General features: G+C 63.2%; 17 protein-coding genes, 1 tRNA gene and 2 pseudogenes. 17 read left to right on the top strand and 3 right to left on the bottom strand.

Annotated elements, in window-relative coordinates; genetic code table 11:
* Positions 1–2 precede the first annotated feature (2 nt).
* The 12 genes from QPK27_RS09650 to QPK27_RS09595 all read left to right on the top strand — a co-directional run bounded on the left by QPK27_RS09650 (position 3) and on the right by QPK27_RS09595 (position 15,948).
* A complete protein-coding gene (locus QPK27_RS09650) occupies positions 3–1,430 on the top strand; it encodes a tetratricopeptide repeat protein (RefSeq protein ID WP_290418008.1) in 1,428 nt (475 codons plus the stop codon).
* Positions 1,431–1,629: 199 nt separating this feature from the next.
* Complete coding sequence (locus tag QPK27_RS09645; RefSeq protein WP_290418007.1) at positions 1,630–4,386, top strand: pitrilysin family protein; 2,757 nt, start codon at positions 1,630–1,632, stop codon at positions 4,384–4,386.
* Positions 4,387–4,589: 203 nt separating this feature from the next.
* Entirely contained in the window at positions 4,590–5,819 is a 1,230-nt protein-coding gene (locus QPK27_RS09640) for a putative DNA modification/repair radical SAM protein (RefSeq protein ID WP_290418115.1), read from the top strand.
* The gene (locus QPK27_RS09635) at positions 5,816–7,417 is read left to right on the top strand and encodes a UdgX family uracil-DNA binding protein (RefSeq protein ID WP_290418006.1); all 1,602 of its coding nucleotides are present in this window, start codon (positions 5,816–5,818) and stop codon (positions 7,415–7,417) included. The genes QPK27_RS09640 and QPK27_RS09635 overlap by 4 nt, the downstream gene beginning before the upstream one ends.
* Before the next feature lie 121 nt (positions 7,418–7,538).
* Positions 7,539–8,603 carry a TraB/GumN family protein gene (locus QPK27_RS09630; RefSeq protein WP_290418005.1) on the top strand — a complete coding sequence of 355 codons (1,065 nt, stop codon included), beginning with the start codon at positions 7,539–7,541 and terminating at the stop codon, positions 8,601–8,603.
* Between the two features lie 91 nt (positions 8,604–8,694).
* Positions 8,695–8,768: transfer RNA gene (locus tag QPK27_RS09625), tRNA-Gly, on the top strand.
* Between the two features lie 245 nt (positions 8,769–9,013).
* Positions 9,014–9,613, top strand: a complete 600-nt coding sequence (locus QPK27_RS09620; protein WP_290418004.1) for a hypothetical protein — start codon at positions 9,014–9,016, stop codon at positions 9,611–9,613.
* Between the two features lie 93 nt (positions 9,614–9,706).
* Positions 9,707–12,133, top strand: a complete 2,427-nt coding sequence (locus QPK27_RS09615; RefSeq protein ID WP_290418003.1) for a hypothetical protein — start codon at positions 9,707–9,709, stop codon at positions 12,131–12,133.
* On the top strand, positions 12,133–14,370 hold the full coding sequence (locus tag QPK27_RS09610; protein ID WP_290418002.1) for an RHS repeat-associated core domain-containing protein: 2,238 nt from the start codon (positions 12,133–12,135) through the stop codon (positions 14,368–14,370). Before QPK27_RS09615 ends, QPK27_RS09610 begins: the two co-directional genes overlap by 1 nt.
* 2 nt (positions 14,371–14,372) lie before the next feature.
* Complete coding sequence (locus tag QPK27_RS09605; RefSeq protein WP_290418001.1) at positions 14,373–14,756, top strand: hypothetical protein; 384 nt, start codon at positions 14,373–14,375, stop codon at positions 14,754–14,756.
* A gap of 271 nt (positions 14,757–15,027) precedes the next feature.
* On the top strand, positions 15,028–15,510 hold the full coding sequence (locus QPK27_RS09600) for a suppressor of fused domain protein (RefSeq protein WP_290418000.1): 483 nt from the start codon (positions 15,028–15,030) through the stop codon (positions 15,508–15,510).
* Between the two features lie 123 nt (positions 15,511–15,633).
* A complete protein-coding gene (locus QPK27_RS09595; protein ID WP_290417999.1) occupies positions 15,634–15,948 on the top strand; it encodes a hypothetical protein in 315 nt (104 codons plus the stop codon).
* Between the two features lie 316 nt (positions 15,949–16,264).
* Here QPK27_RS09595 and QPK27_RS25325 read toward each other — a convergent pair.
* Positions 16,265–16,384: pseudogene (locus QPK27_RS25325) on the bottom strand (RstR family transcriptional regulator); the annotation flags it as partial.
* Between the two features lie 807 nt (positions 16,385–17,191).
* Here QPK27_RS25325 and QPK27_RS09585 point away from each other — a divergent pair.
* A pseudogene (locus QPK27_RS09585) lies at positions 17,192–18,025 on the top strand (aldo/keto reductase); the annotation flags it as partial.
* 100 nt (positions 18,026–18,125) lie between these two features.
* Positions 18,126–18,812 (top strand): DUF6064 family protein, encoded by a 687-nt coding sequence (locus tag QPK27_RS09580; protein ID WP_290417997.1) that lies wholly within the window; start codon positions 18,126–18,128, stop codon positions 18,810–18,812.
* Here QPK27_RS09580 and QPK27_RS09575 read toward each other — a convergent pair.
* Positions 18,784–19,899 (bottom strand): succinylglutamate desuccinylase/aspartoacylase family protein, encoded by a 1,116-nt coding sequence (locus QPK27_RS09575; protein ID WP_290417996.1) that lies wholly within the window; start codon positions 19,897–19,899, stop codon positions 18,784–18,786. The genes QPK27_RS09580 and QPK27_RS09575 overlap by 29 nt on opposite strands.
* Positions 19,900–20,078: 179 nt before the next feature.
* Here QPK27_RS09575 and trmB point away from each other — a divergent pair, with 179 nt between their 5' ends.
* The 3 genes from trmB to QPK27_RS09560 all read left to right on the top strand — a co-directional run bounded on the left by trmB (position 20,079) and on the right by QPK27_RS09560 (position 22,878).
* Complete coding sequence (gene trmB, locus QPK27_RS09570) at positions 20,079–20,759, top strand: tRNA (guanosine(46)-N7)-methyltransferase TrmB (protein WP_290418114.1); 681 nt, start codon at positions 20,079–20,081, stop codon at positions 20,757–20,759.
* 164 nt (positions 20,760–20,923) lie between these two features.
* Positions 20,924–22,138, top strand: coding sequence for a sensor histidine kinase (locus QPK27_RS09565; RefSeq protein ID WP_290417995.1), 1,215 nt, complete (start codon positions 20,924–20,926; stop codon positions 22,136–22,138).
* Positions 22,135–22,878, top strand: coding sequence for a LytTR family DNA-binding domain-containing protein (locus QPK27_RS09560; protein WP_290417994.1), 744 nt, complete (start codon positions 22,135–22,137; stop codon positions 22,876–22,878). The genes QPK27_RS09565 and QPK27_RS09560 overlap by 4 nt, the downstream gene beginning before the upstream one ends.
* Positions 22,879–22,888: 10 nt before the next feature.
* On the opposite strand, the gene recQ is transcribed toward QPK27_RS09560, so the two are convergent.
* On the bottom strand, positions 22,889–24,721 hold the full coding sequence (gene recQ / locus QPK27_RS09555; protein ID WP_290417993.1) for a DNA helicase RecQ: 1,833 nt from the start codon (positions 24,719–24,721) through the stop codon (positions 22,889–22,891).
* Positions 24,722–24,741 lie beyond the last annotated feature (20 nt).

Genomic DNA, 24,741 nt, shown 5'->3' with positions numbered 1-24,741 from the left:
CGATGCTCGATCTTCCTCCCCAGGCCGATGACGCCGATGGCGCGGCGCTGCACGCTGCTGCGCCGGCCGGCGCGCAAGCTCAGTACAACCTGGGAGTGATGGCCCAGAAGGGGCAGGACCTGAAGCAGGCGCTGCACTGGTACGAGCGCGCGGCGGCGCAAGGCTACGCGCCGGCGCAGTACAACCTGGGCTGGCTGTACGCCAAGGGCCAGGGCGTGCCGGGCGACGTGGGGCGCGCGCTGCACTGGTTCGCCCAGGCCGCGGCGCAGGGCGAACCGGGCGCGCAGCACAACCTGGGCATGATGCTGGACACCGGCAAGGGCGTCGCGCGCGATCCGGAGGCGGCCCTCGGCTGGTACCGGCGCGCCGCCGAACAGGGTTATGCGCGCTCGCAATTCAGCCTGGCGCTGCGCTACGACGGCGGACAGGGCGTGCCGCGCGATCCGGCGCAGGCGCTGAATTGGCTGCGCAAGGCGGCAAGCCAGGGCCACGCGCCGGCCCAGTTCAACCTCGGCCTGCGCTACGACAAGGGCCAGGACGTGGCCCAGGACAGCGCCCAGGCGCTGCTGTGGTACGGCCGCGCGGCAAGCCAAGGCCACGCCAGCTCGCAGTTCAACCTGGCGCTGATCCACGACGCTGGCCACGGCGTGGCGCGCGACGAAGCGCTGGCCCTGGCCTGGTACCGGCGCGCGGCCGAACAGGGCCACGCCGGCGCCCAGGACAGCCTGGGCATGCGCCATGAGCACGGCCAGGGCGTGGCGCGCGACCCGGCCCAGGCGGCGCTCTGGTACCGGCGCGCCGCCGAGCAGGGTTTCCCGGCTGCCCAGTACCACCTGGGCCAACTGCTCGACGCCGGCAACGGCGTGACGCAAGACCAGGCGCAGGCCACGGCCTGGTACCGCCAGGCGGCCGAGCAGGGCCACCTGCGCGCCCAGTTCGACCTCGGCCTGCGCTACGAAAACGGCGTCGGCGTGGAGCCGGACGCCAGGCAGGCGCTGGGCTGGTACCGGCGCGCGGCGGCGCAGGGCTATGCGCCGGCCCAGTACATGGTCGGCGCCCTGATCGACCGGCTCGACGCCGGCTCGCCGGGCGAAGCCGCCGACTGGTTCCACAAGGCGGCCGAGGGGGGCCATGCGCTGGCCCAGTTCGAGCTGGGGCTGCGCTACGATTGCGGCAAGGGCGTCGAGCGCGATTACGAGGCGGCGCATTTCTGGTACCTGTGCGCGGCACGCCAGAATCATGCGCGCGCCCAGTTCAACCTCGGCGTGATGTACGCGACGGGGCAGGGCGCGCAACGCGACCTGGCCGAGGCGTATGCCTGGCTGCACCGCGCCGGCGGCGCCGGTGTCGGCCCCGCGGCCGGCTACCTGGACAGGATCGCGGCGCGGATGGATCCACAGCTACTGGCGCAGGCGCGGCGTTTGCTGTAGGGTTGGCGGCTATGCCGCCGACGCGGTGATGGTTGGCTTGGGCGTAGTCGCGCACGAAAGCGGAGGCGGGTTTTTGCAGCTGTTTGCAACTGTTTGCAGCTATACAGCAAACGTCAGAACCGGTGCCGATTTGTTGGCGTGGCGATTCCCAAGCCAACCATCACCGCGTCGGCGGGGAACCCGCCAACCCTACGCCTCAATGAAAAAGCTGATCCTCCCTCTCATGCTCGGCCTGGCCTTTGCCGCGGCCAATCCGGCGCACGCCGCGCCCGTCTCCAAACCCGTCGCGTTCGACCGCAAGGCCTACGCCATCGACTACAAGAAGTTCGTCCTGCCCAACGGCCTGACGCTGCTGGTGCACACCGACCACAGCGTGCCGGTGGTGGGCGTGAATATGTGGTACCACGTCGGCTCGCGCAACGAGAAGCGCGGCAAGACCGGCTTTGCCCACCTGTTCGAGCACTTCTTCTTCAACGGGTCCGAGAACTACCCGCACGGCTTCCGCGAAGCGATGGACGACCTGGGCGCCAACAACCGCAACGGCACCACCAACACCGACCGCACCAACTTCTTCGAGGACGTACCGGCGTCCGCCCTGGAGCGCACGCTGTTCCTGGAATCGGACCGCATGGGCTTCCTCGGCAACTACATCTCGAAGGAGATGCTCGAGCGCGAACGCGGCGTGGTGCAGAACGAGAAGCGCCAGGGCGAGAACCAGCCTTATGGGCGCGTGCGCCTCGAAGTCGCGGCCAAGATGTTCCCATACTCGCACCCGTATTCGTGGTCGACCATCGGCAGCATGGAAGACCTGGCGGCGGCCTCGCTGGACGACATCAAGGAGTGGTACCGCACCTATTACGGCCCGAACAACGCGGTGATCTCGCTGGCCGGCGACATCACGCCGGAACACGCCTATGAATTGGTCAACAAGTACTTCGGCGCGATCCCTCCGGGTCCGCCGCTGCCGCGCACCGAAGCATGGATTCCCGAACTCGAACGCGACATCCGCGACGAGATGGAAGACCACGTGCCGCAGGTGCGCATCTACCGCAGCTGGCACGTGGCGGGCTGGCGTGACGCCGACAGCCAGCGTCTGAACCTGCTGGCGGGCGTGCTGGCCGGCTCCAAGAGCGCGCGCCTGGACCGCAGCCTGGTCTACGAGAAGGGCCTGGCGACCAGCGTCGCGGCCTACGTCAACGACCGCGAACTGGGCGGCACCTTCGACATCGTCGCCACCCTGAAACCGGGCGCCGACCCGCTCGCGGTGGAGCGCGAGATCGAACGCGTGCTGGCCGAGCTGCTGGCCAAGGGGCCGACGCCGGCCGAGCTGTCGCGTGTAAAAACGCGCGAGCTGGCCGACTTCTCGCGCAGCCTGGAACGCCTGGGCGGTTTCGGCGGCCGCTCGGACGTGCTGGCCGAAAGCATGACCTACGGCGGCAAGCCGGACGCCTATCTGGATCGCCTGGAGCTGTTCGCCAACTCCACGCCGACGCAGGTGCAGGACGCCGGCAAGCGCTGGCTGCGCGGCCACCACTACACGATGACGGTGCGCCCGGCGCCGAAACTGGCCGCCAGCGCCTCCACCATCGACCGCAAGCAACTGCCGGCCTTGGGCGAGGCGCCCGACGTGAAGTTCCCGGCGCTGCAGCGCGCGCAGCTGAAGAACGGCGTCAAGGTGGTGCTGCTCGAACGCCACTCGGCGCCGATCGTCAACGCGGCCCTCGCCGTCGACGCCGGCGCCGCGTCGGACAGCGCGGCAAAAGCCGGCGCCGCCTCGCTGGCGCTCGACCTGCTCGACAAAGGCAGCAAGACGCGCGACGCGTTCGCGTTGTCCGACGCGCTGGAGAACCTGGGCGCGCGCCTGTCGACGTCGACCACGCCGGACCTGTCGCTGGTGCGCCTGCAAGCCACCAGCGCCAACCTGGCGCCGTCGCTCGGCGTGATGGCCGACGCGGCATTGAATCCCGCCTTCGCGCCGGACCAGTTCGCGCTGCAGAAGGCGCGCCGCCTGGCCCAGATCGGGCAGGAAAAGGCGCAGCCAAACAGTCTGGCGCTGCGCCTGATGCCGGGCCTGCTGTATGGTCCGCAACACGCCTACGGCAAGCCGGCGTCGGGTTTCGAAACGACGGTACAGGGCGTCGGGCGCGACGACCTGGCGGCGTGGCACGCGGCCTGGTTCCGTCCCGCGAGTGCCACGATCGTGGTCGCCGGCGACACCACCATGGACCAGCTGCTGCCGGCGCTGGAAGCGAGTTTTGGGCGCTGGCAGGGCGGCAGCGCGCCGGCCAAGCAGATGGCCACGGTGCCGGCCACCGCCGGCAAGCGCGTGATCCTGGTCGACAAGCCGGACGCGCCGCAATCGACGGTCGTCGCGGCGCACGTCTCGCAAGCCTACGGCCAGCCGGAAGACCTGGCGATCGAGCCGGTGATGCAGAACTTCGGCGGCATCGCCACCTCGCGCCTGAACCGCAACCTGCGCCTGGACAAGCACTGGAGCTACGGCACCAGCGCGCGCCTGCCGGAAGTGCGCGGCCAGCGTCCGTTCTACGTGCTGGCGCCGGTGCAGACCGACAAGACGGTGGAAGCGATGCGTGAAGTGGCGAAGGAAGTGCGCGGGGTGGCGGGCGAACGGCCGCTGGTCGGCGCCGAATACCAGAGCATCATGCGCAATATGACGGCGCGCCTGCCGGGGCGCTTCGGCACGCTCGATGCGCTGGAAGGCGCGGCGCTGTCGACCGTGAACCTGGGGCTGGCGGACGATTACTGGAACCGCTATGCGGCCGGCGTGCGCGGCCTGTCCGAGCAGCAGCTGGGGGCGGCGGCGGGCAAGTTCGTGCGGCCGGACGAAGTGGTGTGGGTGGTGATCGGCGACCTGCGCCGGATCGAAGCCGGGGTGCGCGCGCTAGGATGGGGCGAGGTCACCGTGGTCGATGCGGATGGCAAGCCGATCCGCTGATCGCTGACGGGGGCCGGCGCATGCCGGCCTGTCATCCTCGCGATCAAAGTGACGGTCATCCAGTTCAGCATCAGTTCAGTAAACCAACACATTCCTTGATGTCTCACATTTGAACCGTCGCCAGCGGTGCACGAGTGCGGCTTCACACGAAGCGCTGGTGTCCATCGCGTTATACTGTATGTCCATACAGTCACGTGCGCATGATGGAACTTACCGACAAGCTCGAAATCCTGGCCGACGCGGCCAAGTACGATGCCTCCTGCGCCAGCAGCGGCGCGCCCAAGCGCGGCTCGGAGGGCAAGGATGGCCTGGGCGCCACCACCGGCATGGGCATCTGCCACAGCTACACGCCCGACGGCCGCTGCGTCTCGCTGCTCAAGATCCTGCTCACCAATTTCTGCATCTACGACTGCCAGTACTGCATCAACCGGCGCAGCTCGAACGTGCCGCGCGCCCGCTTCGCGGTCGACGAGGTGGTCAAGCTGACGCAGGATTTTTACCTGCGCAACTACATCGACGGCCTGTTCCTGAGCTCGGGCATCATCCAGTCGGCCGACTACACCATGGAGCAACTGGTGGCGGTGGCGCGCCAGCTGCGCGAGGTGCACCAATTCCGCGGCTACATCCACCTCAAGACCATTCCCGACGCCGACCCGAAACTGATCGAGGAAGCCGGGCGCTGGGCCGATCGCCTGTCGGTGAACATCGAGCTGCCGACCCACGACAGCGTGACCCGTCTGGCGCCCGAAAAGAACGTGCACACGATCAAGCTGGCGATGGGCTCGATCCGCCGCAAGCTCGACGAAAAGGCCGAGGAGCCGAAGGCGCCGAGCTTCGCGCCGGCCGGCCAGAGCACCCAGATGATCGTCGGCGCCGACAGCAGCGACGATCACACCATCCTGAACACGGCCGAGACGCTGTACGGCAGCTATAAACTCAAGCGCGTGTACTACTCGGCCTTCAGCCCGATCCCGCAAAGCCCCAAAAGCGTGCCGCTGGCGCCGCCTCCGCTGCTGCGCGAGCACCGCCTGTACCAGGCCGACTTTCTGCTGCGCGGCTATGGATTTACGGCGGGCGAATTGATGCCGCAGACCGGCAACCTGGCGCTGGACGTCGATCCCAAGCTGGCCTGGGCGCTGGCCAATCGCGAGCACTTCCCGATGGACCTGAACCGGGTCGATGCATCCCTGATCCCGCGCATTCCCGGCATCGGCATCCGCAACGCCAAGCGCCTGGCCGACCTGCGCCGGCTGCGCCGCATCCGCTGGGAAGACCTGTCGCGCCTGCGCTGCAGCCTCAAGAAGCTGGCGCCGTTCGTCGTCACCGCCGACTACAAGCCGGCCCAGGGAGGGACCAGTTCCGAACTGCTGCGCAAGCACATGGCCGATGCGCCGCAGCAGATGAACCTGTGGCCGGAATTGCAGGCGGCATGAGACCCGACCGGGGCGCAGGGGGCAATACGGCCAACGGCGCCAGTGAGGCCGGCAGCGCCAACACCGCCGCCGCGCTTGCCGCCACGGCCGCCGCCGACGCCCGCGCCGGCCGGCCGCTGCTGGTCTCGAACTTCACCGAATGGCGCGCGGTGGCGCGCGAACTGCTGCGCGCCGGCGTGCCGCCCGAAGCGGTGACCTGGGGCGCGCCCGGCGCCGACCTGTTCTCGGGTGCGCCGGCTCCCGCGCCGGCTGCGCATAATGGGGCAGACCTCCTGTCCACCCCGCCACCGGCGCAGCGCCAGGAGCCTTCCAACCCGACGGCGCCGCGGCCGCAAGTGCCGCGTTCGCTGATGGACATGCTGCAGACCGCCGCCTGCTACCGCGACCATGACCGCTGGGCTTTCCTGTACCGCGTGGTCTGGCGCTGGCAGCAGGGCGAGCACGACGTGCAATCGCCCGCCGATGCGGACGGGCAGCGCTTGCACACGATGGTCAAGGCGGTGCGGCGCGAGGTACACGATATGCATGCCTACATCCGATTCCGCGAACGGCCGATCGAAGCCGGCCCGCCGCATTTCGTGGCCTGGTTCGAGCCGGCCCACGACGTGCTGCCGCAGGTGGCCGAACACTTCGTCGCCCGCATGGGCAAGGTCAGCTGGATGATCGCCACACCCGACGCCAGCGTGCTGTGGGACGGCCGAACCCTGCACAACACCGGCCCCCTGATGTCGAGCGCGGCCGACCTCGACGATGCCGGCGAAGCCCTGTGGCTGACCTATTACCGCAGCATCTTCAACCCGGCGCGCCTGAACACGCAGGTGATGAACAGCCATATCCCGTCGCGCTTCTGGAAGAACCTGCCCGAGGGCGCGCTGGTGCCGTCCCTGGTCAGCCAGGCCGGCCTGGGCGCGCGCCGCATCGGCCAGGTGCAGACCGTCGGACGGCGCAGCGGCACCACGATCCCGATCACGGCCGAGAAGGCGCAGCCCGAGCGCCAGCAGCCGTCGCAACTGGACGAATGCCGGCGCTGCGACCTGTGGGAACACGCCACCCAGGCGGTCGGCGGCGAAGGGCCGAAAAGTGCAAAAATCATGATCGTCGGCGAGCAGCCGGGCGACCAGGAGGACCTGGCCGGCCAGCCCTTCGTCGGCCCGGCCGGCAAGCTGCTCGACCGCGTGTTCGAGCAGGCCGGCGTCGAGCGCAAGGGCGTCTACATCACCAACGCCGTCAAGCATTTCAAATGGGAGCCGCGCGGCAAGCGGCGCCTGCACAAGACCCCGGCGCAGAAGGAAATCGAAGCCTGCCACTACTGGCTCGAGAAAGAAATCGCCAGCCGTAAACCGAAGGTGATCGTGGCCATGGGCGCCACTGCGCTCAAGTCAGTGCTGCAGACCGGCAGCGTCACGCTCAAGGACAAGCTCGGCCGGCCGGTGCGCCACGGCGACAGCTGGGTGGTGACGATCTACCACCCGTCGTACGTGCTGCGCGTGCCGGATGAAGCGAGCAAGCATGAAGCATTTTCGGTCATGGTCAAAGGCTTGCGGATGGCGCAGGAATTGCTGGATCGTCCAGATCTGCCAGAGCCGCCGGCAGAATGACATACGCATAAAATATGCATAATATGCAACACTAATTGATTTGCAACATCTTGTTACGTCTGGCTTGTGCCGGCGCTGAATCGCCTTAAGCTTGCCGTCACCACAACAACAGGATGTCTCCATGCGCACACTCGTCGTACCGGCACTTTGCCTGTGCCTGCTGTCCATTCCCGCCGCGGCGCAGTCGACCGATGGCGCTGCTGTCGGCCCGCCCGCCGCCCAGCCATCGACGGCGCCCGGCGCCGGCACCGCAAGTGCCGCGCTTGACACCGCCGAAGCAGTCCCGGAACAGATCCGCGTCGTCGCCCAGCGCCCCGGCCCGGGCATGTGGAAAGTGTCGAAGGGCGAGCACGTGCTATGGGTGTTCGGTACCTATGCACCGCTGCCGAAGGACATGCAATGGCGCTCGGCGCAGGTCGAGGCCGTGATCCGCAATGCGCAGGAATACCTGGCGCCGCCGCAAGCCTTGGCCAAGCCGGGTTTCTTCAAGTACGTCACGCTGTTGCCGTCGATGATCGGCATGCGCAAGAATCCGGACGGCGCCACGCTGCGCGACGTGATGCCGGCCGACGACTACACCCGCTGGAGTGGGCTCAAGGCGAAATACCTGCCCGACAACGACGACATCGAACGCGAGCGCCCGATCTTCGCGGCCCAAGCCCTGACGGATGCCGCGCGCCGGCAGGCCGGGCTGTGGAGCGACAAGGCCGTGCGCGAGCAGATGGTCGCGCTGATCAAGAAGAACAAACTCAAGGAAACGACCTCGACCTTCGAGATCCCGATGGACAATGCGCGCACGGTGCTGAAGAACTTCAAGAAGTCGACCATCGGCGACGCCGCCTGCCTGGCGCGGACGATGGCGACGCTGGAGAGCGACATCGCCGCCGCCAGCGCGCGCGCCAATGCCTGGGCCAAGGGCGACATGGAAGAAATGCGCAAGCTCGACTTCTCGAGCCGCGAAGAAGCCTGCTTCGGCGCCATGATGAACAGCGCCGCCTTCGACGCCGAGCCGGAATTCAGGAACATGAAGGACCGCGCCAATGCCAAGTGGATCGTGTCGGCCGAAAAGGCGCTGGCATCGAATGCGTCGACCTTCGCCATGCTGCCGATTGGCGCCATCCTCGATCCGAAAGGCGTGATCGCGGCGCTGGCAGCGAAAGGCTACAGCGTCGAACAGCCGGAGTGATGCGGCAGCGCGCAGGGCAGGGATGCCGTGCGCGAATTGCAGCTTGAGAATTTGTCAAAACTTCGCAAAGACGCGTAGAATGCTGGCACACGCGGGTGTAGCTCAATGGTAGAGCAGGAGCTTCCCAAGCTTAAGACGAGGGTTCGATTCCCTTCACCCGCTCCAGTCACTACGGCAGGCGCCGAACCAGAACGCTTCATCGACGCATGCCGCCCTCGGCGCGATCCAGCCAAACTTCAGCCGAACTCAGCGCGTATGCGCTTCCCTGTTGCCATCCCTGAGCACGACCCAATTGCTGCTGACGATATCCGTCTCCAGCTCTTCATGCTGGCTGCAGATTGTGCCGGTACCGGCCGCTTGCCCGACGAAGCGCTGCGCAGGCGTATCGCCCAGGATGCCGGAAGGCTGGCATGAACGAGTGGTGGACCTATTCGCTGAGCGACTTTCTGATGTTCTCGGTGCGCAGCTACTGGCGTCTGACCGAGCTGACCAACCGTGACCTGTGGCCGGCCCAGCTGACCATCGAAGCCACAGGAAGCGATGCCTCCGGCAGCCCGCGCACCATATTGCTAACTTATGTAACGCTTGGTTCCACTGCCTCAAATCTAGTAGCCAGCGTCTCGGATGGAACGCGCACCTGGCGCTACACTTATGACAATCCGTCGTCGTACGCCGCTCAACTTCAGTCCATCACTTTGCCGGATCAGTCGTCCTGGTCCGTCGGACAAGTATCGAGTCTTTTAAAAAGCATTCAATACCCCGGTGCAGGATCGTGCGAGAACCCAGGAATTCTATTTCCTGACGATCGGGTCGGTACCATAACGCATCCTTCCGGCGCAATTGGCCGGTTCACGTTGACGCCTACCCGCCATGCACGTTCTCAGGTCGAAAAGGATTGCCGTTACGAGATAGCGACGGAAAGTGAGCTGATCAGATATCCGTATCTCTTCGATACCTACGCGTTGACGAGAAAAGAGCTGATCGGTTCGACGATCGGTACCCTTGCCTGAAGCACGAGCTATCCCCAGGCTGAACCGAGCTGGAGCGATTGCCCCGGCTGCGCAAAGAGCAAAACGGTAAGCGTTACCGACCCGGCCGGCGACGTGACCTCGTACACCTTCGGTACCGTGTGGCGTGAAACCGAGGGCCAGCTGCAGCGGACCGATGTAAGTAGCAGCAGTGGCTTGTTATTGCGTTCGACCGCGGTCGATTATGTCACCCCGATCAATCAATTCGGCGCCAGCCTGCAGCCGCGCGGGGATGGACTCATTTCCGCCAAGATCACGGAAGTGTCGCGCCGCCAGATTACGCAACAGGGAGCCACCTTCACTTGGGAGGCCAGTGCTTTCGATAGCTTCGCTCGTCCAGCACAGGTTACGAAATCGAGCTCGCTGGGATTCCAGCGCCGCGAGACGATCAGCTATGACAACAACTTCGGTAAATGGGTGATTGGCCAACTCAAGCAGATCACGGACACCGATTCGGGCAAAGTAAGTGTATCCAACGCCTACAACGCCTCGACCAGCACACTGACCAGTGTGACCGAATTCGGCAACCTGAAGCGCTCGATGCTGTATAACGCCGATGGCACGATCAGCTCGGTCAGCGACGGCAAAAATCAGGCGACGAGCTATTCCAGCTACATGCGTGGCGTGCCCAGACTCATCCGCTTTGCAACGGGAGAAAGCCAGAGTGCTACGGTCAATAACGTCGGTCGCATCACGGCACTGACCGATGAGAACGGGTATACCACTGGCTTCGAATACGACGCGATGGGCCGGCTGGCAAAAATCACTTACCCCACAAGTGATTCCCGGGTATGGAATCCCACCGTGGTCGAGGTATCGCGCTCTTCCAGCTCAAAATTCGATCTTCCTGCCGGGCACTGGCGCCAGCAAATTTCGACCGGCACCGGCTACAACATCAATTATTACGACGAACTTCTTCGGCCGGTCTACACCGAACAGTACGATAGCGCGAGCCCGTCTACGACCACCCGCATTGTCAAGCGCAGCTACGACTTCAACGGCCATACGACGTACGAGTCGTATCCGAAACGCGGTTATGCGCAACTTGGCGATGGCGTGAGCACTTCTTACGATGCGCTTGGAAGAATCACCGGCACGATCGCATCCAGCGAGATCGGAAATCTGTACACGAGCCGTTCTTACGACAGCGGATTTACCACGACGGTGTCCGATGCTCGGAATAACCGATCGACCTACGGCTACCAGGCGTTCGATGAGCCGAGCGAAAACGCAATCACGAGCATCGCCATGCCTGAAGCGGTAAGCGTGTCGATTCAGCGCGACGTATTCGGCAAACCGACGTCGATCACCCGCGCCGGGAATGAAGCTGCCGTGACACGCCGTTATGTCTACGACAGCAAGGAGCGGCTATGCAAGACCATCGAACCGGAAACCGGCACAAGCTTCCAGGAGTACGATGCCGCCGACAATATTCTGTGGCGCGCGTCCGGGACCGATTTGTCGACAGTCCTGTCCTGCAATTCCTCGACCGTTGGAGCGGGCAGGAAGATCTCGTACAGCTACGATGCGCGCAACCGGTTGAAGACGACCACGTTCGGCGATGCGAGCCCCGCGATCGACCGCACTTATACGCCGGACGGCTTGCTTGCCACCACCACGTCCAAGAACTCCAAGTGGACCTACACCTATAACAAACGCCGTCTTCTGGAACGCGAAAGCCTGGTGTATGGCACTACGCCGTACAACATCGATCGCGGCTACGACGCCAATGGATCGGCGGCGACATTGACGTATCCGGGCCGAGGACTGGCCGTGACTCTGGCGCCGAATGCACTCGGCGAGCCGCAGCAGATCGGTTCCTACGCGACCGGCATCAGCTACCATCCTAATGGCGCAGTGGCCCAGTTCACTTATGGCAACGGCATCGTGCACAGCATGGCGCAGAACGCGCGGGGCTTGCCGATGTCGGCGAATGATGCCGGTGTGCTGAGCGACAAATACACTTACGACCAGCAAGCCAATGTCCAGGCTATCCAGGATGTGCAGGAGGGCGTCACCACCCGCGGCATGACCTACGATGGACTGGACCGGCTCAAAAGCGTCTCGGCGCCAGGCCTGTGGGGACTGGCCAGCTATTCCTATGACGGCCAGGACAACCTGATTTCCACCACGATCAGTGCGGGCAGCAATGCGCGCAACAGCGCGCACGCGATCAACCGTTCCACTAACCGTCTCGAGAACGTTACTAGCGGCAACGCAGCTTTCAGTTTTGCATATGGCTACGACGTGCAGGGCAACATCACCCGGCGCGGCAATCGCAGCTATGTCTTCGATATCGGCAACCGCATGTCGGCCGCAACCGGCCTGGCGACCTATGAGTATGACGGCCATGGTCGTCGGGTGAGTGTGGTGGGCACCGATGGCGTAAATCGCATCCAGGTGTATAGCCAGGCCGGCCAGCTTCTATATGACACGGCCGGTGCGAGTGCATCGACCAGCTATATCTATCTGCATAACCACGTCATCGCGGAGGTGAAATAATGCGCGCGCCCGGATTCTTAAATTTTGTCCTCAAGGCGCCCGATCGCGTTCTCTCGATCCATTGGAGCGTGCTGCTGACGTTGGTCTTGTGTGTTCTTCTTTGCACGGGTAGTGCAATTGGCCAGACTTTGCCGAAATCAGGTCCTGGTGCACAACCTCCTTCGACGGATTTCGTGCCACCTCCGCCCCCTGAGGAAGAGGTGATCGATGATTCGAACATCACCTATACGTCAATGCCGTCCACGATCGAAGCGGGCAGCACGGCCACTGTGACGGTGACCGCAAAAAACTTGGGATCAACGACCTGGTCGTCTGCCAGCCCCTATCCCTACAGGCTTGGCTCGGCGCTTCCTGCCGATAACCAGGTATGGGGTGTCGGCCGTGTGAATGTGCAGTCGTACGTTCCCTTCGGCTCCACGATAACCTTTACTCTGAATATCAAGGCTCCCTCCACACCGGGTACCTACACCTTTGCCTGGCAAATGTTGCGTGAGGACCTGCACTGGTTTGGCCAGATCTTGTCGCGCACCGTGACGGTCACAGCCCCTCCACCGGTGTATGACGCGCAGATCACGAACGCGACAATTCCGGCACAAATGTCAGCAGGAGGCACGTATAACGTTTCGCTGACGTTTAAAAACACCGGTAATGTCACCTGGACACAACCAGGGTATCTGATCGGCACGAGTAGCCCGTACGATAATCAGATTTTCGGCCCCAACCGTGTCGGACTGAATGTAGCGAGCGTGGCGCCTGGCCAGTCCGCTACGTTCAATTTCCAGGTAAAGGCGCCGAGCGCAACAGGTAATTACGCGTTCGACTGGGGAATGCTGTGGGAGCATAATCTTCGCTTCGGCCCAACTACACGTGCTACGGTGGCAGTTGTCGCAGCAGTGCCATTGCCGACACTCAGTACCGCGCACTCACCATCCCTGGTTGCAGGAAGCACCTTCACGACATCGTGGAGCACGACCAACGCAACATCGCTGACTCGGGTGTGTACTGCAGGCGGAACCGGTTTCAAGGTCAATGAATCGCTACCAGTCAACGGTCAGCGCAGCCAGACTGCTCTGGCCGCCTGGGTTGGCTATCCGTCGTCCTGCACATGGACCGCTGTCGGGCCATCGGGAACGACGGTGCGTACCGAGACCATGCGAACCGACCCGGCACCGACATCGACGCCGAAGCCGACGATCAGTGTGGCACGTACGCCTGCGCCAGTGGAAGGCCAGTCGTTCACGACGACCTGGAGCACGACAAACGCAACGGCATTGTCGCGAGTGTGCACGGCGTCGGGAGCCGGTTATAAAGTCAACGAATCGCTTGCAGTTACCGGTTCCCGGACTGAAACAGCGGTCGTGGGATGGGCTGCAAATCCGTCCACGTGCAGCTGGACGGCAAGCGGCGCGGGCGGGACCACGACCTATGCGGAGACGATGACCACGACGTCCAATGCTGGCGGGAATGTCACGTACATCCATACGGATGGACTCGGCAGTCCGGTGGCGCGCACAAACGCATCGAAGCAAGTAATCAGTCGGACGCGTTACGAGCCGTATGGGTATGTTGCTGCTGGGACACAGCCGACCATCGGGTTCACTGGCCACGTCAATGATGTGGATACCGGGCTGACATACATGCAGCAGCGGTATTATGATCCGGTGGCGGGAAGGTTTTTGAGCATTGATCCGGTGACCACGGATGCGAATACCGGGGGCAGCTTCAATCGTTATGCGTACGCTAACAACAGCCCTTACAAGTACATCGATCCGGACGGACGCAACGCGGTAACAAAGTTCATTAAGCAAACCATCAAACACCGTGGGGACGCGATTCAAGCTGTCGCAGATGTTGCCTCGGATGTCGTTACGGTTGTATCCCCGTCCTCAACCATGGGAGAGCGAGTTGAGGCTGCAATTTCCTTACTTTCGCCAGTTGACGTCAAAGATGTAAAGGCCGCCAAAAATCTTCTTGAAAAAGTAAGCTTGCCAAAGCCAGGTAAAGGACCGGGAAGTGTTCCGAAGGAAGACCGGGATCCAAAACGTTATTTTTCCCCTAACGAGCGCGAGGCTAAACGAGCGGAACAAAATCATGAATGCGCTAACGGTTGCGGCACGGAAATCGACAGAGGGAACTCAGCGGGCCATCACATTGAACGCCATGCAGATGGGGGGCGTACTGTTTCTGAAAATCATGCTGAGGTTTGCAGGGATTGTCATGATAAATTACATGAGTGAAAATGAGCGATATGATACCTATTTCAAAAGACGAGCATAATCAACAGCCGGTTCCTTCTGCATGGAGGCCTATCTTTGTTGAAATAGTCGAGGCGTTCAAAGACGGTGATTTCAATCTGATACGAGGTGTAAAAACCGTCCGTCCCGTTTCCGAAAAACGTGCTAAAGCAATGACTGACAACATCGTTGAGTATGGAGCGCGATTGGTCAGCCTGCCGGAGAACACGTGGCAAACTTCAGTATGTATATGGATGCTAGATTATTGGGAAGTGTTGGTTGATCTATATACCATGGAAGAAGGGGCTAGCGATTTAGTATTGCACATGCGGGTTTATGAGGAAGGGCCGAGTTATACGTACGAAGTCGTTAATGTTTATGTGCCATGAGCAACCTCTCAATTGGCAGCGTGGCCGCATTCCACAGAGGTGAGTCAGTACGAATCGGAATGTTGTTGGACTAAGGAGCCTCCGCCCGCGCCTTCCCAGCTTTGAACAGTAGCGAGCGCTTTCCCACATTTCGACAGATTTTTGGAAGAGTCATTATAGGGTGCCAATGAATAATAACGTTGCTGATCTGCTGTTGGGTTATTTTGAGAAATACCTGGGCGTAGGGGAGAGTAGTTGGAAGTAGGAGAAGAGGGGGAGAATCCAGTTTTATGTGCTGAAGTACCCCTGTCCATTTTCATTAAATTCTCATGTCCTTATTACTTGTGGTCTGTCCGCTCACCGTCTGTCGTTAGCTGATGAGCCGCTAAAGCGGGTAGAGCGAGAATTTCTTATTTGCGCTGATAATGGAAACGATATAAATGCTCTGGCGGCATTGTTGATAGCTGTCAGCATGGACTCTTTAGATAATCATGTGACACAGAAAATTTATTCTGTGATGCCTGGCAGTGGGGCAGTACTATCAAGGGGGAATCCCATTTTTGAACACTTATTTCTTTCGAAGCCGCTAGGTTTTCCAGAAGGGTTTGGCAATTGTGAAAACTCTTCATCGTCTTTGGAAATCATTCAAATAATTCCTTTGTCCGAGCGGGAAAGGCGGGTGGTGAGTACCGAGGGCCGTCAAGTACTCGAAAAAAGGTTGGCCGGGGATCTCGAAAATTTGCTACGTTTCGATTGGCGCACTGAGTGCGTTTGATGCCCAGGCACCCCATACAAGAATTCAGCGGAATACGACAAGGCCATGAGGGAAAAAGATGATGAAGGTAAGCAGAAGGAAGAAGAAATGCCCAAGCAGCCACAAGACAAGTAGTTGCCAGCCATGACTTGGTTCATGATTCGTATAGAGGGTGAGGGGGGAGAAGTGAAAATTGATGGCAAGCAACCTGTACTCTGGGGTCTATTCACGGTTAAGAGGAAACTCGGCATTACTGGATTTTATGCAACCCGTTATGTGGAGGCCGTCGACGCTGATACCGCAATCGAGCTCGTAAGTTTATCTATTAAGAATGACCTTATTGAATCACTGCCGCAAAGTTGTGGACCTTGGAATGGACTTGTACTTAAGGTTGATGGCATCGAAACCGTAGATCCCAAAGATGTGGATGTCAATGCCAAGGGTTTTACCTTTTTTTAGCGGTAGGTGAACGCTACAGTTCACTGTGACGTCCACCACAACGTCCACTCCAACGTCCACTGTCAGGGTTAGTATCTTCAGGACAGGATGAGAAACGTATCGCCACGACCAGTCGTGGCGATACGGCGCCGCGCAGCGTTCGGTGGCACAGCCCCCATCACGCTGCGCAGTTTTTCCTGGAACTCAGGGCATGCGCCGAGACCCCTACCGTGGACGGTAGAGATTTCCCCTTCTTTTTAAACAAAAAAAGCCACTCCCTCCGGTGTCCCGGATGCGAGTGGCTTCTTCTTTTTTAGCTGCTAAAAAGCGGTTCGGTTTAGCTGCTCAAGTTGCTCACCATTTGCTTAGTCTGGAACTTGATGATCATTTCCTCAAGCAGCGCCTTGACGATCTTGCGCTCTTCTTCCGGAAATTGGGACACCGCCTCGAACTGTAGGATCGCGCTCTTTTTGTGGGGGGATTACCGGAGCTTTCGCCGAGACCATCAGCGCGTCCTGAGGACTTCTGACCGCGAAATTCGGTCACCGCAATAGATGATTTTAGCGGCGCTTCGGCGCCGTTTTTCTTTTGCGATTGCCGCCCTTGGACGACAAAAAACCGCTCCACAAAAATCTTGGGTGCCGCATGAACAGTGGGCTGTAGCGGGCCGAAAAACACATTTTTGTGGAGCGGAGAACACCCTCAAATGCGCATGGTTATGCGCTTCCTTAGACAGCTTCCCAAGCTAGGACGAGGGTTCGATTGCCTTCACTCGCTCTGGTCACCACGCCAGGCGCCGAACCAGGACCGTTGATCGACGCATGCCGCCCTCGGCGCAATCCAGCCGAACTCCAGCCGAACTCAGCGCGTATGCGCTTCCCTGTTGCCATCCCTGAGCACGACCCAGTTGCTGCTGAGGATATCCGTCTCCAGTTCTTCATGCTGGCTGCAGATCGAGCACGTGCGCTTGCCATTCGCGTCGTCGTAATGCCACGCGTGCGCGGACGGGAAGATCCTCCGCAGAGGCAGGAATAACGAATGGAGAACCGCGCCGTAGCTCATACAATGTTGGTCAAGAGTGAAGATCGACAGAGTAGAGTATAAATTTCCAGTGCGCAATCAGGGTGTGGTTTTTCCGGTTTTGCGGCTCTTTCAGCTTGATATAAATCATGGTTTAGCATAGGTATTGACGCCGCTGAACTGCGCCGTGTCCGATGCGGGCACGGTATGCTGAGTGTTCCGCTTCGCCGAGCAAGGAAACGCCATGTCGCCCGGATCGCCTCCTCATTTGCATTTACAGCGCCGCCGCCTGCTGGCGGCCTTTGCCGGCGTGGCCGGCAGCCTGTTGCTGCCGCCGCTGCACGCCGCGCCGGCGCCCCTGATCACGCGCCCGATTCCATCCTCGGGCGAGGCGATTCCCGTCATCGGCCTGGGCAGCTGGATCACCTTCAACGTCGGCCGCGATCCGCAGGCACGCGCCGAGTGCGCCGATGTGATGCGCGCCTTCTTCGCCGGCGGTGGGCGGCTGATCGATTCTTCGCCGATGTACGGCTCGGCCCAGGACGTGATCGGCGAGGCGCTACAAGCCATCAAGCCGGCGCGGCTGTTCTCGGCCGACAAGGTGTGGATCAGCGGCGGGGCGCGTGGGCCGGGCCAGATCGAGACGTCGCGCCGCCTGTGGCGCGTGCCGCGCTTCGACCTGCTGCAGGTGCATAACCTGCTGTCGTGGGAAGAGCACTTGCCGCAACTGCTGGCGATGAAGAAGGAAGGACGCCTGCGCTACGTCGGCATCACCACTTCCGAAGGACGGCGCCATGGCGAGATCGAAAAGATCGTGGCGTCGCAGCCGATCGACTTCGTGCAAGTGTCGTACAACGCGCTCGACCGCGAAGTCGAGCAGCGCATCCTGCCGCTGGCGCGCGAGCGGCGCATCGGCGTAATCGTCAACCGGCCGTTCCGCCAGGGCGACCTGACCGGGGCGCTGGCCGGCAAGCCGCTGCCGGGATGGGGCGCCGAGATCGGCTGCACCACCTGGGCCCAGGCGCTGCTGAAGTTCATCGTGGCGCATCCGGCCGTCACCTGCGCCATTCCTGCGACCTCGAGCGTGGCGCACGTGCGCGAGAACCTGCTGGCCGGCACCGGCCGCCTGCCGACGAAGCGCTGCGCAAGCGCATCGCGCTCGACGCCGGAAGGCTGGCATGAGCGAGTGGTGGACCTATTCGCTGAGCGACTTCCTGATGTTCTCGGCGCGCAGCTACTGGCGCCTGACCGAACTGACCAACCGCGACCTGTGGCCGGCCCAGCTGGTGGCGCTGGCTGCCGGCATTGTCGTGCTCGGCTGCATGGCGCGCGCGGACGCCCGGGCGCAGCGCATTGCCTACCTGTTGCTGGGCGCCGGCTGGGCCTGGGTTGGATGGGCGTATCACTTGCAGCGCTATGCCGACATCAACACCGGCGCGCCGTATTTCGCGGCCGCGTTCGCGCTGCAGGCGTTGCTGCTGTGGCTGTGTGCGCTGCGTCCGCGCATCGTGGCGGCGTCGCGCCTGCGCAGATGGAGCGGACTGCTTGTCGGCGGCGCCGGCGTGCTCGCCTATCCCTTGCTGGCGCCCGTCGATGGCCACGGCTGGAGCCGGGCCGAAGTCTTCGCCATCGTGCCGGACCCGACTGCCGTCGCCACGCTCGGCGCGCTGCTGGCGCTGCGTGCACACTGGCTGGCCTGGATCGTTCCGCTCGCCTGGTGCGCCACCAGCAGCGCCACCTTGATGGAGCTGCGCCTCTGGCAGGCGTGGGTGCCGGCGGCATGCGCGGTGCTGGCAATCACGGCCGGACTGGCCGCGCGCCGGCAAGGACGCGCGCTCAGCTCGACAGCAGGTTCCCCGACCTGAACGAATCCGCGCCGGCCACCTTGCACACGTGCATGCCGCGCAGCAAGTGGCGGTGCGCGGTGCTGGCGAACAGCAGGCCGGGCCGCGTGGCGGCGACCGGCGTCACCTTGCCGCTGACCGGATTGACGATGTCGGCGATCGGCTCGCCCGCCGCCACCTGCTCGCCCAGCCGTTTATGGAACACCAGCACGCCCGCATGCGGCGCCACCAAGGGTTCGACCGCGTCCAGCGGCAGCGGCTGGCACTGCGGCGCCGGCAGCGGACGCTGCTCGATGTCGAGCACGCCGGCGCGCGCCAGGTATTGCAGGATCGCATCGGCGTCCTGGCGCGCGTAGTCGTAGCGCACGTCGTTCTCGCCGCGCAGCTCGACGGTGACGGCGACGCAGGACGGCGGGATGTTCGCATCGAGGAAATGGTCCTGCAGATCCCACCAGACCCGGCTGCAGGCTTCGTCGAAGGCTTCGCCGCCCGATTCCTTGGCCACCAGCAGCACGCGCGCGCCCATCAGGTCGGCCAGCGGCTGCACCGCCTCGGTCAGCGGCGTGCCGGTGTACATGTGCAGCACGGCTTCGTTATCGCAGTGCAGGTCGAGCACGATGTCGGCGTCGATCGCCATTGCGAGCAGGGTCTTCTTGAGCGTGGCGGCGTTGTCCTGCGGTTCCCATTCGGACACGACACGGCGCGCCTCGGCGCGGATCAGGGCGACGTTGGCGCCGGCATCCTGGCCCAGCTTGCCGGCCAGCGACTGCTTGAGCGCGTCGGCCACGTGGCGGTAGGCGCGGTTGAAGTTGGTGCCGGTGGACAGGTCGTAGCGGCCGAACGGCGCGCCGTGCACCACCTGCGACAGGCCGAGCGGATTGGCGGCCGGCACCAGGATGATTTCGCCTTTGACCTTGCCCTCCGCCTCCAGACGCGCCAGTTCGCCGCGCAGCACGTGCGCCACCAACATCGCCGGCACTTCGTCGGCGTGGATCGCCGCCTGGATATAGACCTTCTTTCCGCTGCCAGCGATGCCGTAGTGGAAGGAATTCAGGTGCAGGGTAGCGACGTTGTCGTCGATGGCGATCTGGTGTTTCGTCGAATGCATGGCTGGCGGCTCCGGCGGACTGGTAAAGGGAGATTATGGCCGATTCCGCCAACAGACTTCGCACGGCCGGGCGCCCCGGTTGCTGGCCCCGCCGCTGGGATATAATGACAGCCGTTTTTTCCTGCACACCTCAACTTCCCATGTCTTCAGAAAAGCCCACCAACGGCCCGGCGCGGTCGATGCTGTACGATCCTACCGAACACCGCATCCGCAGTTTCGTCACCCGCGCGGGGCGGCTGTCGACCGGGCAGGCGCGGGCGTTCGAAGAGTTCGGCGACAAGTTCCTGGTCGAATACAAGAAGGAGCCGCTCGACCTGGCCCAGGCCTTCGGCCGCCAGGCGCCGACCATCCTCGAGATCGGCTTCGGCATGGGCGACACCACGGCCCACATCGCGCGCCTGATGCCTGAGAAGAATTTCCTGGGCGTCGAAGTGCACACCCCGGGCGTGGGCAGCCTGCTCAAGCAGATCGGCGAGCAGGACATCCAGAACCTGCGCCTGATCCAGCACGACGTGTTCGAGGTGCTGAACCACATGATCGGCGACGCCACCCTGGCCGGCGTGCACGTGTTCTTCCCGGATCCGTGGCACAAGGCGCGCCACAACAAGCGGCGCCTGATCCAGCCCGCCTTCGTCAAGCTGCTGTGCCAGAAGATCGCTCCGGGCGGCTATATCCACCTGGCCACCGACTGGGAAGACTACGCGGTGCAAATGCTGGAAGTATTGAGCGCCGAGCCGGAATTGACCAACACTGCCGAGGGCTACGCGCCGCAGCCCGCCTACCGTCCGCTGACCAAGTTCGAGAACCGCGGCATCAAGCTTGGCCACGGCGTATGGGACCTGGTGTTCACCCGCAAGTAAGCTCTTCTGCCGGCGCTCCGCCCGGAGCGCCGCACATCGTGGGCGTCATAGCGTCTCGTCGTTCGCGCCTCCGGCTTCGTCGTTCGTCACCCGCCGCTGTTTTCTTCCTGTTGCTGTTCCTACACTGAACCTGTTGCTATACATTAACGGGTACGGAGGAGAGCATGTTCAAGCGCATCGCGGCATGGTGGAACGAGTGGGACGACGAAATGCTGGCGCTGCTTCAGCAGCCCAACCTTGCATCCGCAGTGCGGCCGGGCTGGCGGCGTAACATGGCCTGCAAGGTCGGTACGCTGACGCCGATCGAACGCCAGGAGCTGTATCGCTTCTGCACGACCTACCGCGGATGGGCCATGGTGCGGCTCGTTGCCAAGTTGTGCCTGGCCTTCACGGTGCTTGGCGTGCTGTACAAGTTCGGGGCAAAGCCCGACATGCCCTTGTGGCGGGTGATGGTCGCCGCCAATGCGCTCGGCTTCACGACGTGCATGGGCCTGGTGATGATATGGTTCAATCACACAAAATACGTCCGTCTTGGCAAGATCACGCTCGCCAAACAGATCGGCATGGCCGCACTCGGCGGCCTGTTCGGCGGTGCACTGGTCGTGATGTTGCGCGGCGGCGGCTCATGGTCCGACCTGGCCGACAGGCTGCCCAGCACCATGATCGGCGTCGTCTTCGGCATGCTGATGCTGCTCATCCCCGGCACCGCCCTGGCCATGATCCGCAGCCGTCACCACGAGCTGCTCACCGCCCAGCTGACCCAGGAAGCCGAACAGGCGCGCCTGGCGCGCGAGCTGAGCGAAACGCAATTGCGCCTGCTACGCGCCCAGATCGAGCCGCACTTCCTGTTCAATACCTTGGGCGCGGTGCAACAGCTGGCGCAGAAGGGCGCGCCGAAAGCCGCCGAACTGACCGCGCACCTGATCGACTTCCTGCGTGCCAGCACCAGCGACATGCGCTGTGAACAGGTGTCGCTGGATACCGAGCTGGGACTGGTCGCATCGTACCTGGGCGTGATGCAGATCCGCTTGGGCGAGCGCCTGCGCTTCAGCATCGACCTGCCGCCTTCTCTGGCCGACACGCACGTGCCCAGCATGCTCGTGCTGACCCTGGCCGAGAACGCCATCAAGCACGGCATCGAACCGTCCCTGCGCGGCGGCGAGATCGCGGTCGCGGTGCGGGAAGAGGACGGCAGCGTCCGCATCGGCGTACGCGACAGCGGTGTCGGCATGAGCGACACGCCGGGCAACGGCACCGGCCTGGAGAACCTGCGCCACCGCCTGCGCCTGACCTACGGCGACGCGGCCTTCCTGCTGCTCAGCGAAGCCGAACCGGGGCTGCTGGCCGAGATCGTCATCCCGGCGAAGGAGGCGCAATGAGCGTGACAGTGTTGATCGCCGAAGACGAACCGCTGATGCGCGAGCGCCTGCTCGGCATGCTGGCCACGGCCTGGCCCGGGGCGCAGGTGGTGGCGGTGGCGGAAAACGGCATCGACGCCTGGGACGCCTTTCTCGAACACGCGCCGCAGGTGGTGTTCCTCGACATCCGCATGCCCGGCATGTCGGGCCTGGAGGTGGCGGCGCGCATCGGGCGCGCGGCGCACGTGGTGTTTGTCACGGCGTACGACCAGTACGCGGTGGACGCGTTCGACGCCGGCGCGGTCGACTACCTGCTCAAACCCTTGCAGCCGGGCCGGCTGGACAAGGCGCTGGCGCGCCTGCGCGACAAGCTCGACGCGCGTCCGGACGATGTGAGCGACGTGGTGCGGCAATTGCGCGCCGGCGAGCGCAAGCCCGAGCGGCTGAAATGGCTGAAGGCGACGGTGGGAAAACAGATCCGCCTGATCGACGTGAACGAGGTGCTGTTCTTCCAGGCCGACAGCAAGTACACGCGCGTGGTGCTGGAGGGTTCCGAAGCGCTGGTGCGCATTCCCCTGAAAGAACTGACCGGCGGCCTCGACCCGGAACGCTTCTGGCAGATCCACCGCGGCACGCTGGTCAACGTGACCGCGATCCGCGCCGCCGAACGGATCGACGCCGAACGCATGCAGGTGCTGCTGCGCGGCAGTAGCGAAGTGTTGCCGGTCAGCCGCAGTTTTACTTACCTGTTCCGCGAGTAAAACAGCGCGCTCACATCATCTCGCCGATCAGGGCCACGATCTCGTCGCCGTACGACACCAGTTTTTTCTCGCCCACGCCCGACACGCCGCGCAAGGCGTCGATCGAGGTCGGCTTGACCTTGGCGATCTCGCGCAAGGTCGCGTCCTGGAACACGACATAGGCCGGCACGCCATGCTCGCGCGCGGTGCCCATGCGCCACGAGCGCAGGCGGTCGAAGATGGCTTGCTCGGAGCGCGACAGTTCCATCTCTTCGTAGTTCGAGCGCGAGGTGCTCTGGCGCTTGGGCTTGACCGGTTTTTGGTACTGGCGCAATTGCACCTTCTGCTCGCCCTTGAGCACCGGCCGCGCGGCATCGGTCAGCTTGAGCGAGCTGAAGGCGTCGTGGTCGACCGTCAACAGCCCCAGCGCAATGGCCTGGCGCGCGATCGCACGCCACTCCTGCTCGCTGCGGTCGGCGCCGACGCCATATACCGTCAGCTTGTCGTGGTGCCACTGGCTGATGCGCTCGGTCTGGGCGCCGCGCAGCACGTCGATCACGTGGCCGGCGGCAAAGCGCTGGTCGACCCGGTACACGGTGGAAAGCAGCTTTTGCACCGGCACCGTGCCGTCGAAGCTGACCGGCGGAATCAGGCAGGTATCGCAATTGCCGCACGGACCGGAACGCTCGCCGAAGTAGTCGAGCAGGCGCATGCGCCTGCAGGACAATGTTTCGCACAGTCCCAGCATGGCGTCGAGCTTCATCGACAGCACGCGCTTGAAGCCGTCGTCGGCGTCGGATTCGTCGATCATGCGCCGCTGCAGCACCACGTCCTGCAAGCCATACGCCATCCAGGCGCTGGCAGGCGCGCCGTCGCGGCCGGCACGGCCGGTCTCCTGGTAGTAGCCCTCGATGCTTTTCGGCAGATCCAGGTGGCAGACGAAACGCACGTCCGGCTTGTCGATGCCCATGCCGAAGGCGATGGTGGCGACCATCACGATGTTCTCTTCGCGCAGGAAGCGCGCCTGGTTGGCGGCGCGCACCGTGTGCTCCATGCCGGCGTGGTAGGCCATGGCGCGGATGCCGTTTTCGTTCAGGAAGTCGGCGGTTTCCTCGACTTTTTTGCGCGACAGGCAGTAGACGATGCCGGAATCCTGGGCGTGTTCGGCGCTGATGAAATCGATCAGCTGCTTGCGGCCATTGGTCTTCTCGACGATCGAATAGCGGATATTGGGACGGTCGAACGACGACACGAACTGGCGCGCGTCTTCCAGCTGCAGGCGGTGCGCGATCTCGGCCCGGGTCTGCTGGTCGGCGGTTGCCGTGAGCGCGATGCGCGGCACGTTGGGAAAGCGCTCGTGCAGGATCGACAGGCGGATGTATTCGGGCCGGAAATCGTGGCCCCATTGCGACACGCAGTGCGCCTCGTCGATGGCGAACAGCGAGATGCGCGAGGCCTCGAACAGCTCCAGGCAGCGCGGCGTCATCAGGCGCTCGGGCGCCACGTACACCAGGTCGATTTCTCCGCTGCGCACCAGGCGTTCGATGCGCAGGGTTTCCTCGAAGCTCTGGGTCGAATTCAGGAAGGCGGCGCGCACGCCGACCTCTTCCAGCGCATCGACCTGGTCCTGCATCAGCGCGATCAGGGGCGAGACGACGACCCCGACGCCGTCGCGCAGCAGGGCCGGGATTTGGTAGCACAGCGACTTGCCGCCGCCGGTCGGCATCAGGACCAGGGCGTCGCCGCCACTGGCCACGTGCTCGACGATCTCTCCCTGCTGCCCGCGGAAGGCGGGGTAGCCGAAGACGGTCTCGAGCACATGGAGGGCGCGGGCGCCGAGGTCGGCGCCGAGGTCGGGATTCATACTACGGGATTCATACTTTC

It is taken from the genome of Massilia sp. YIM B02443, from assembly GCF_030411955.1.
GTDB lineage: Bacteria > Pseudomonadota > Gammaproteobacteria > Burkholderiales > Burkholderiaceae_D > Telluria.
The sequence above is the reverse complement of the archived record's forward strand: the minus strand, read 5'-3'. Positions and strand labels throughout refer to the sequence as shown.

Bases quoted from the DNA above. Each gene is read 5' to 3' on its own strand.
- QPK27_RS09630 (WP_290418005.1), top strand. From the start codon at position 7,539: ATGCGCACACTCGTCGTACCGGCACTTTGCCTGTGCCTGCTGTCCATT.
- QPK27_RS09635 (WP_290418006.1), top strand. From the start codon at position 5,816: ATGAGACCCGACCGGGGCGCAGGGGGCAATACGGCCAACGGCGCCAGT.
- QPK27_RS09605 (WP_290418001.1), top strand. From the start codon at position 14,373: ATGAGCGATATGATACCTATTTCAAAAGACGAGCATAATCAACAGCCG.
- QPK27_RS09565 (WP_290417995.1), top strand. From the start codon at position 20,924: ATGTTCAAGCGCATCGCGGCATGGTGGAACGAGTGGGACGACGAAATG.
- recQ (WP_290417993.1), bottom strand. From the start codon at position 24,721: ATGAATCCCGACCTCGGCGCCGACCTCGGCGCCCGCGCCCTCCATGTG.
- QPK27_RS09620 (WP_290418004.1), top strand. From the start codon at position 9,014: ATGAACGAGTGGTGGACCTATTCGCTGAGCGACTTTCTGATGTTCTCG.
- QPK27_RS09640 (WP_290418115.1), top strand. From the start codon at position 4,590: ATGGAACTTACCGACAAGCTCGAAATCCTGGCCGACGCGGCCAAGTAC.
- QPK27_RS09575 (WP_290417996.1), bottom strand. From the start codon at position 19,899: ATGCATTCGACGAAACACCAGATCGCCATCGACGACAACGTCGCTACC.
- QPK27_RS09560 (WP_290417994.1), top strand. From the start codon at position 22,135: ATGAGCGTGACAGTGTTGATCGCCGAAGACGAACCGCTGATGCGCGAG.
- QPK27_RS09610 (WP_290418002.1), top strand. From the start codon at position 12,133: ATGCGCGCGCCCGGATTCTTAAATTTTGTCCTCAAGGCGCCCGATCGC.
- QPK27_RS09645 (WP_290418007.1), top strand. From the start codon at position 1,630: ATGAAAAAGCTGATCCTCCCTCTCATGCTCGGCCTGGCCTTTGCCGCG.
- QPK27_RS09580 (WP_290417997.1), top strand. From the start codon at position 18,126: ATGAGCGAGTGGTGGACCTATTCGCTGAGCGACTTCCTGATGTTCTCG.
- QPK27_RS09595 (WP_290417999.1), top strand. From the start codon at position 15,634: ATGACTTGGTTCATGATTCGTATAGAGGGTGAGGGGGGAGAAGTGAAA.
- QPK27_RS09650 (WP_290418008.1), top strand. From the start codon at position 3: ATGCTCGATCTTCCTCCCCAGGCCGATGACGCCGATGGCGCGGCGCTG.
- trmB (WP_290418114.1), top strand. From the start codon at position 20,079: ATGCTGTACGATCCTACCGAACACCGCATCCGCAGTTTCGTCACCCGC.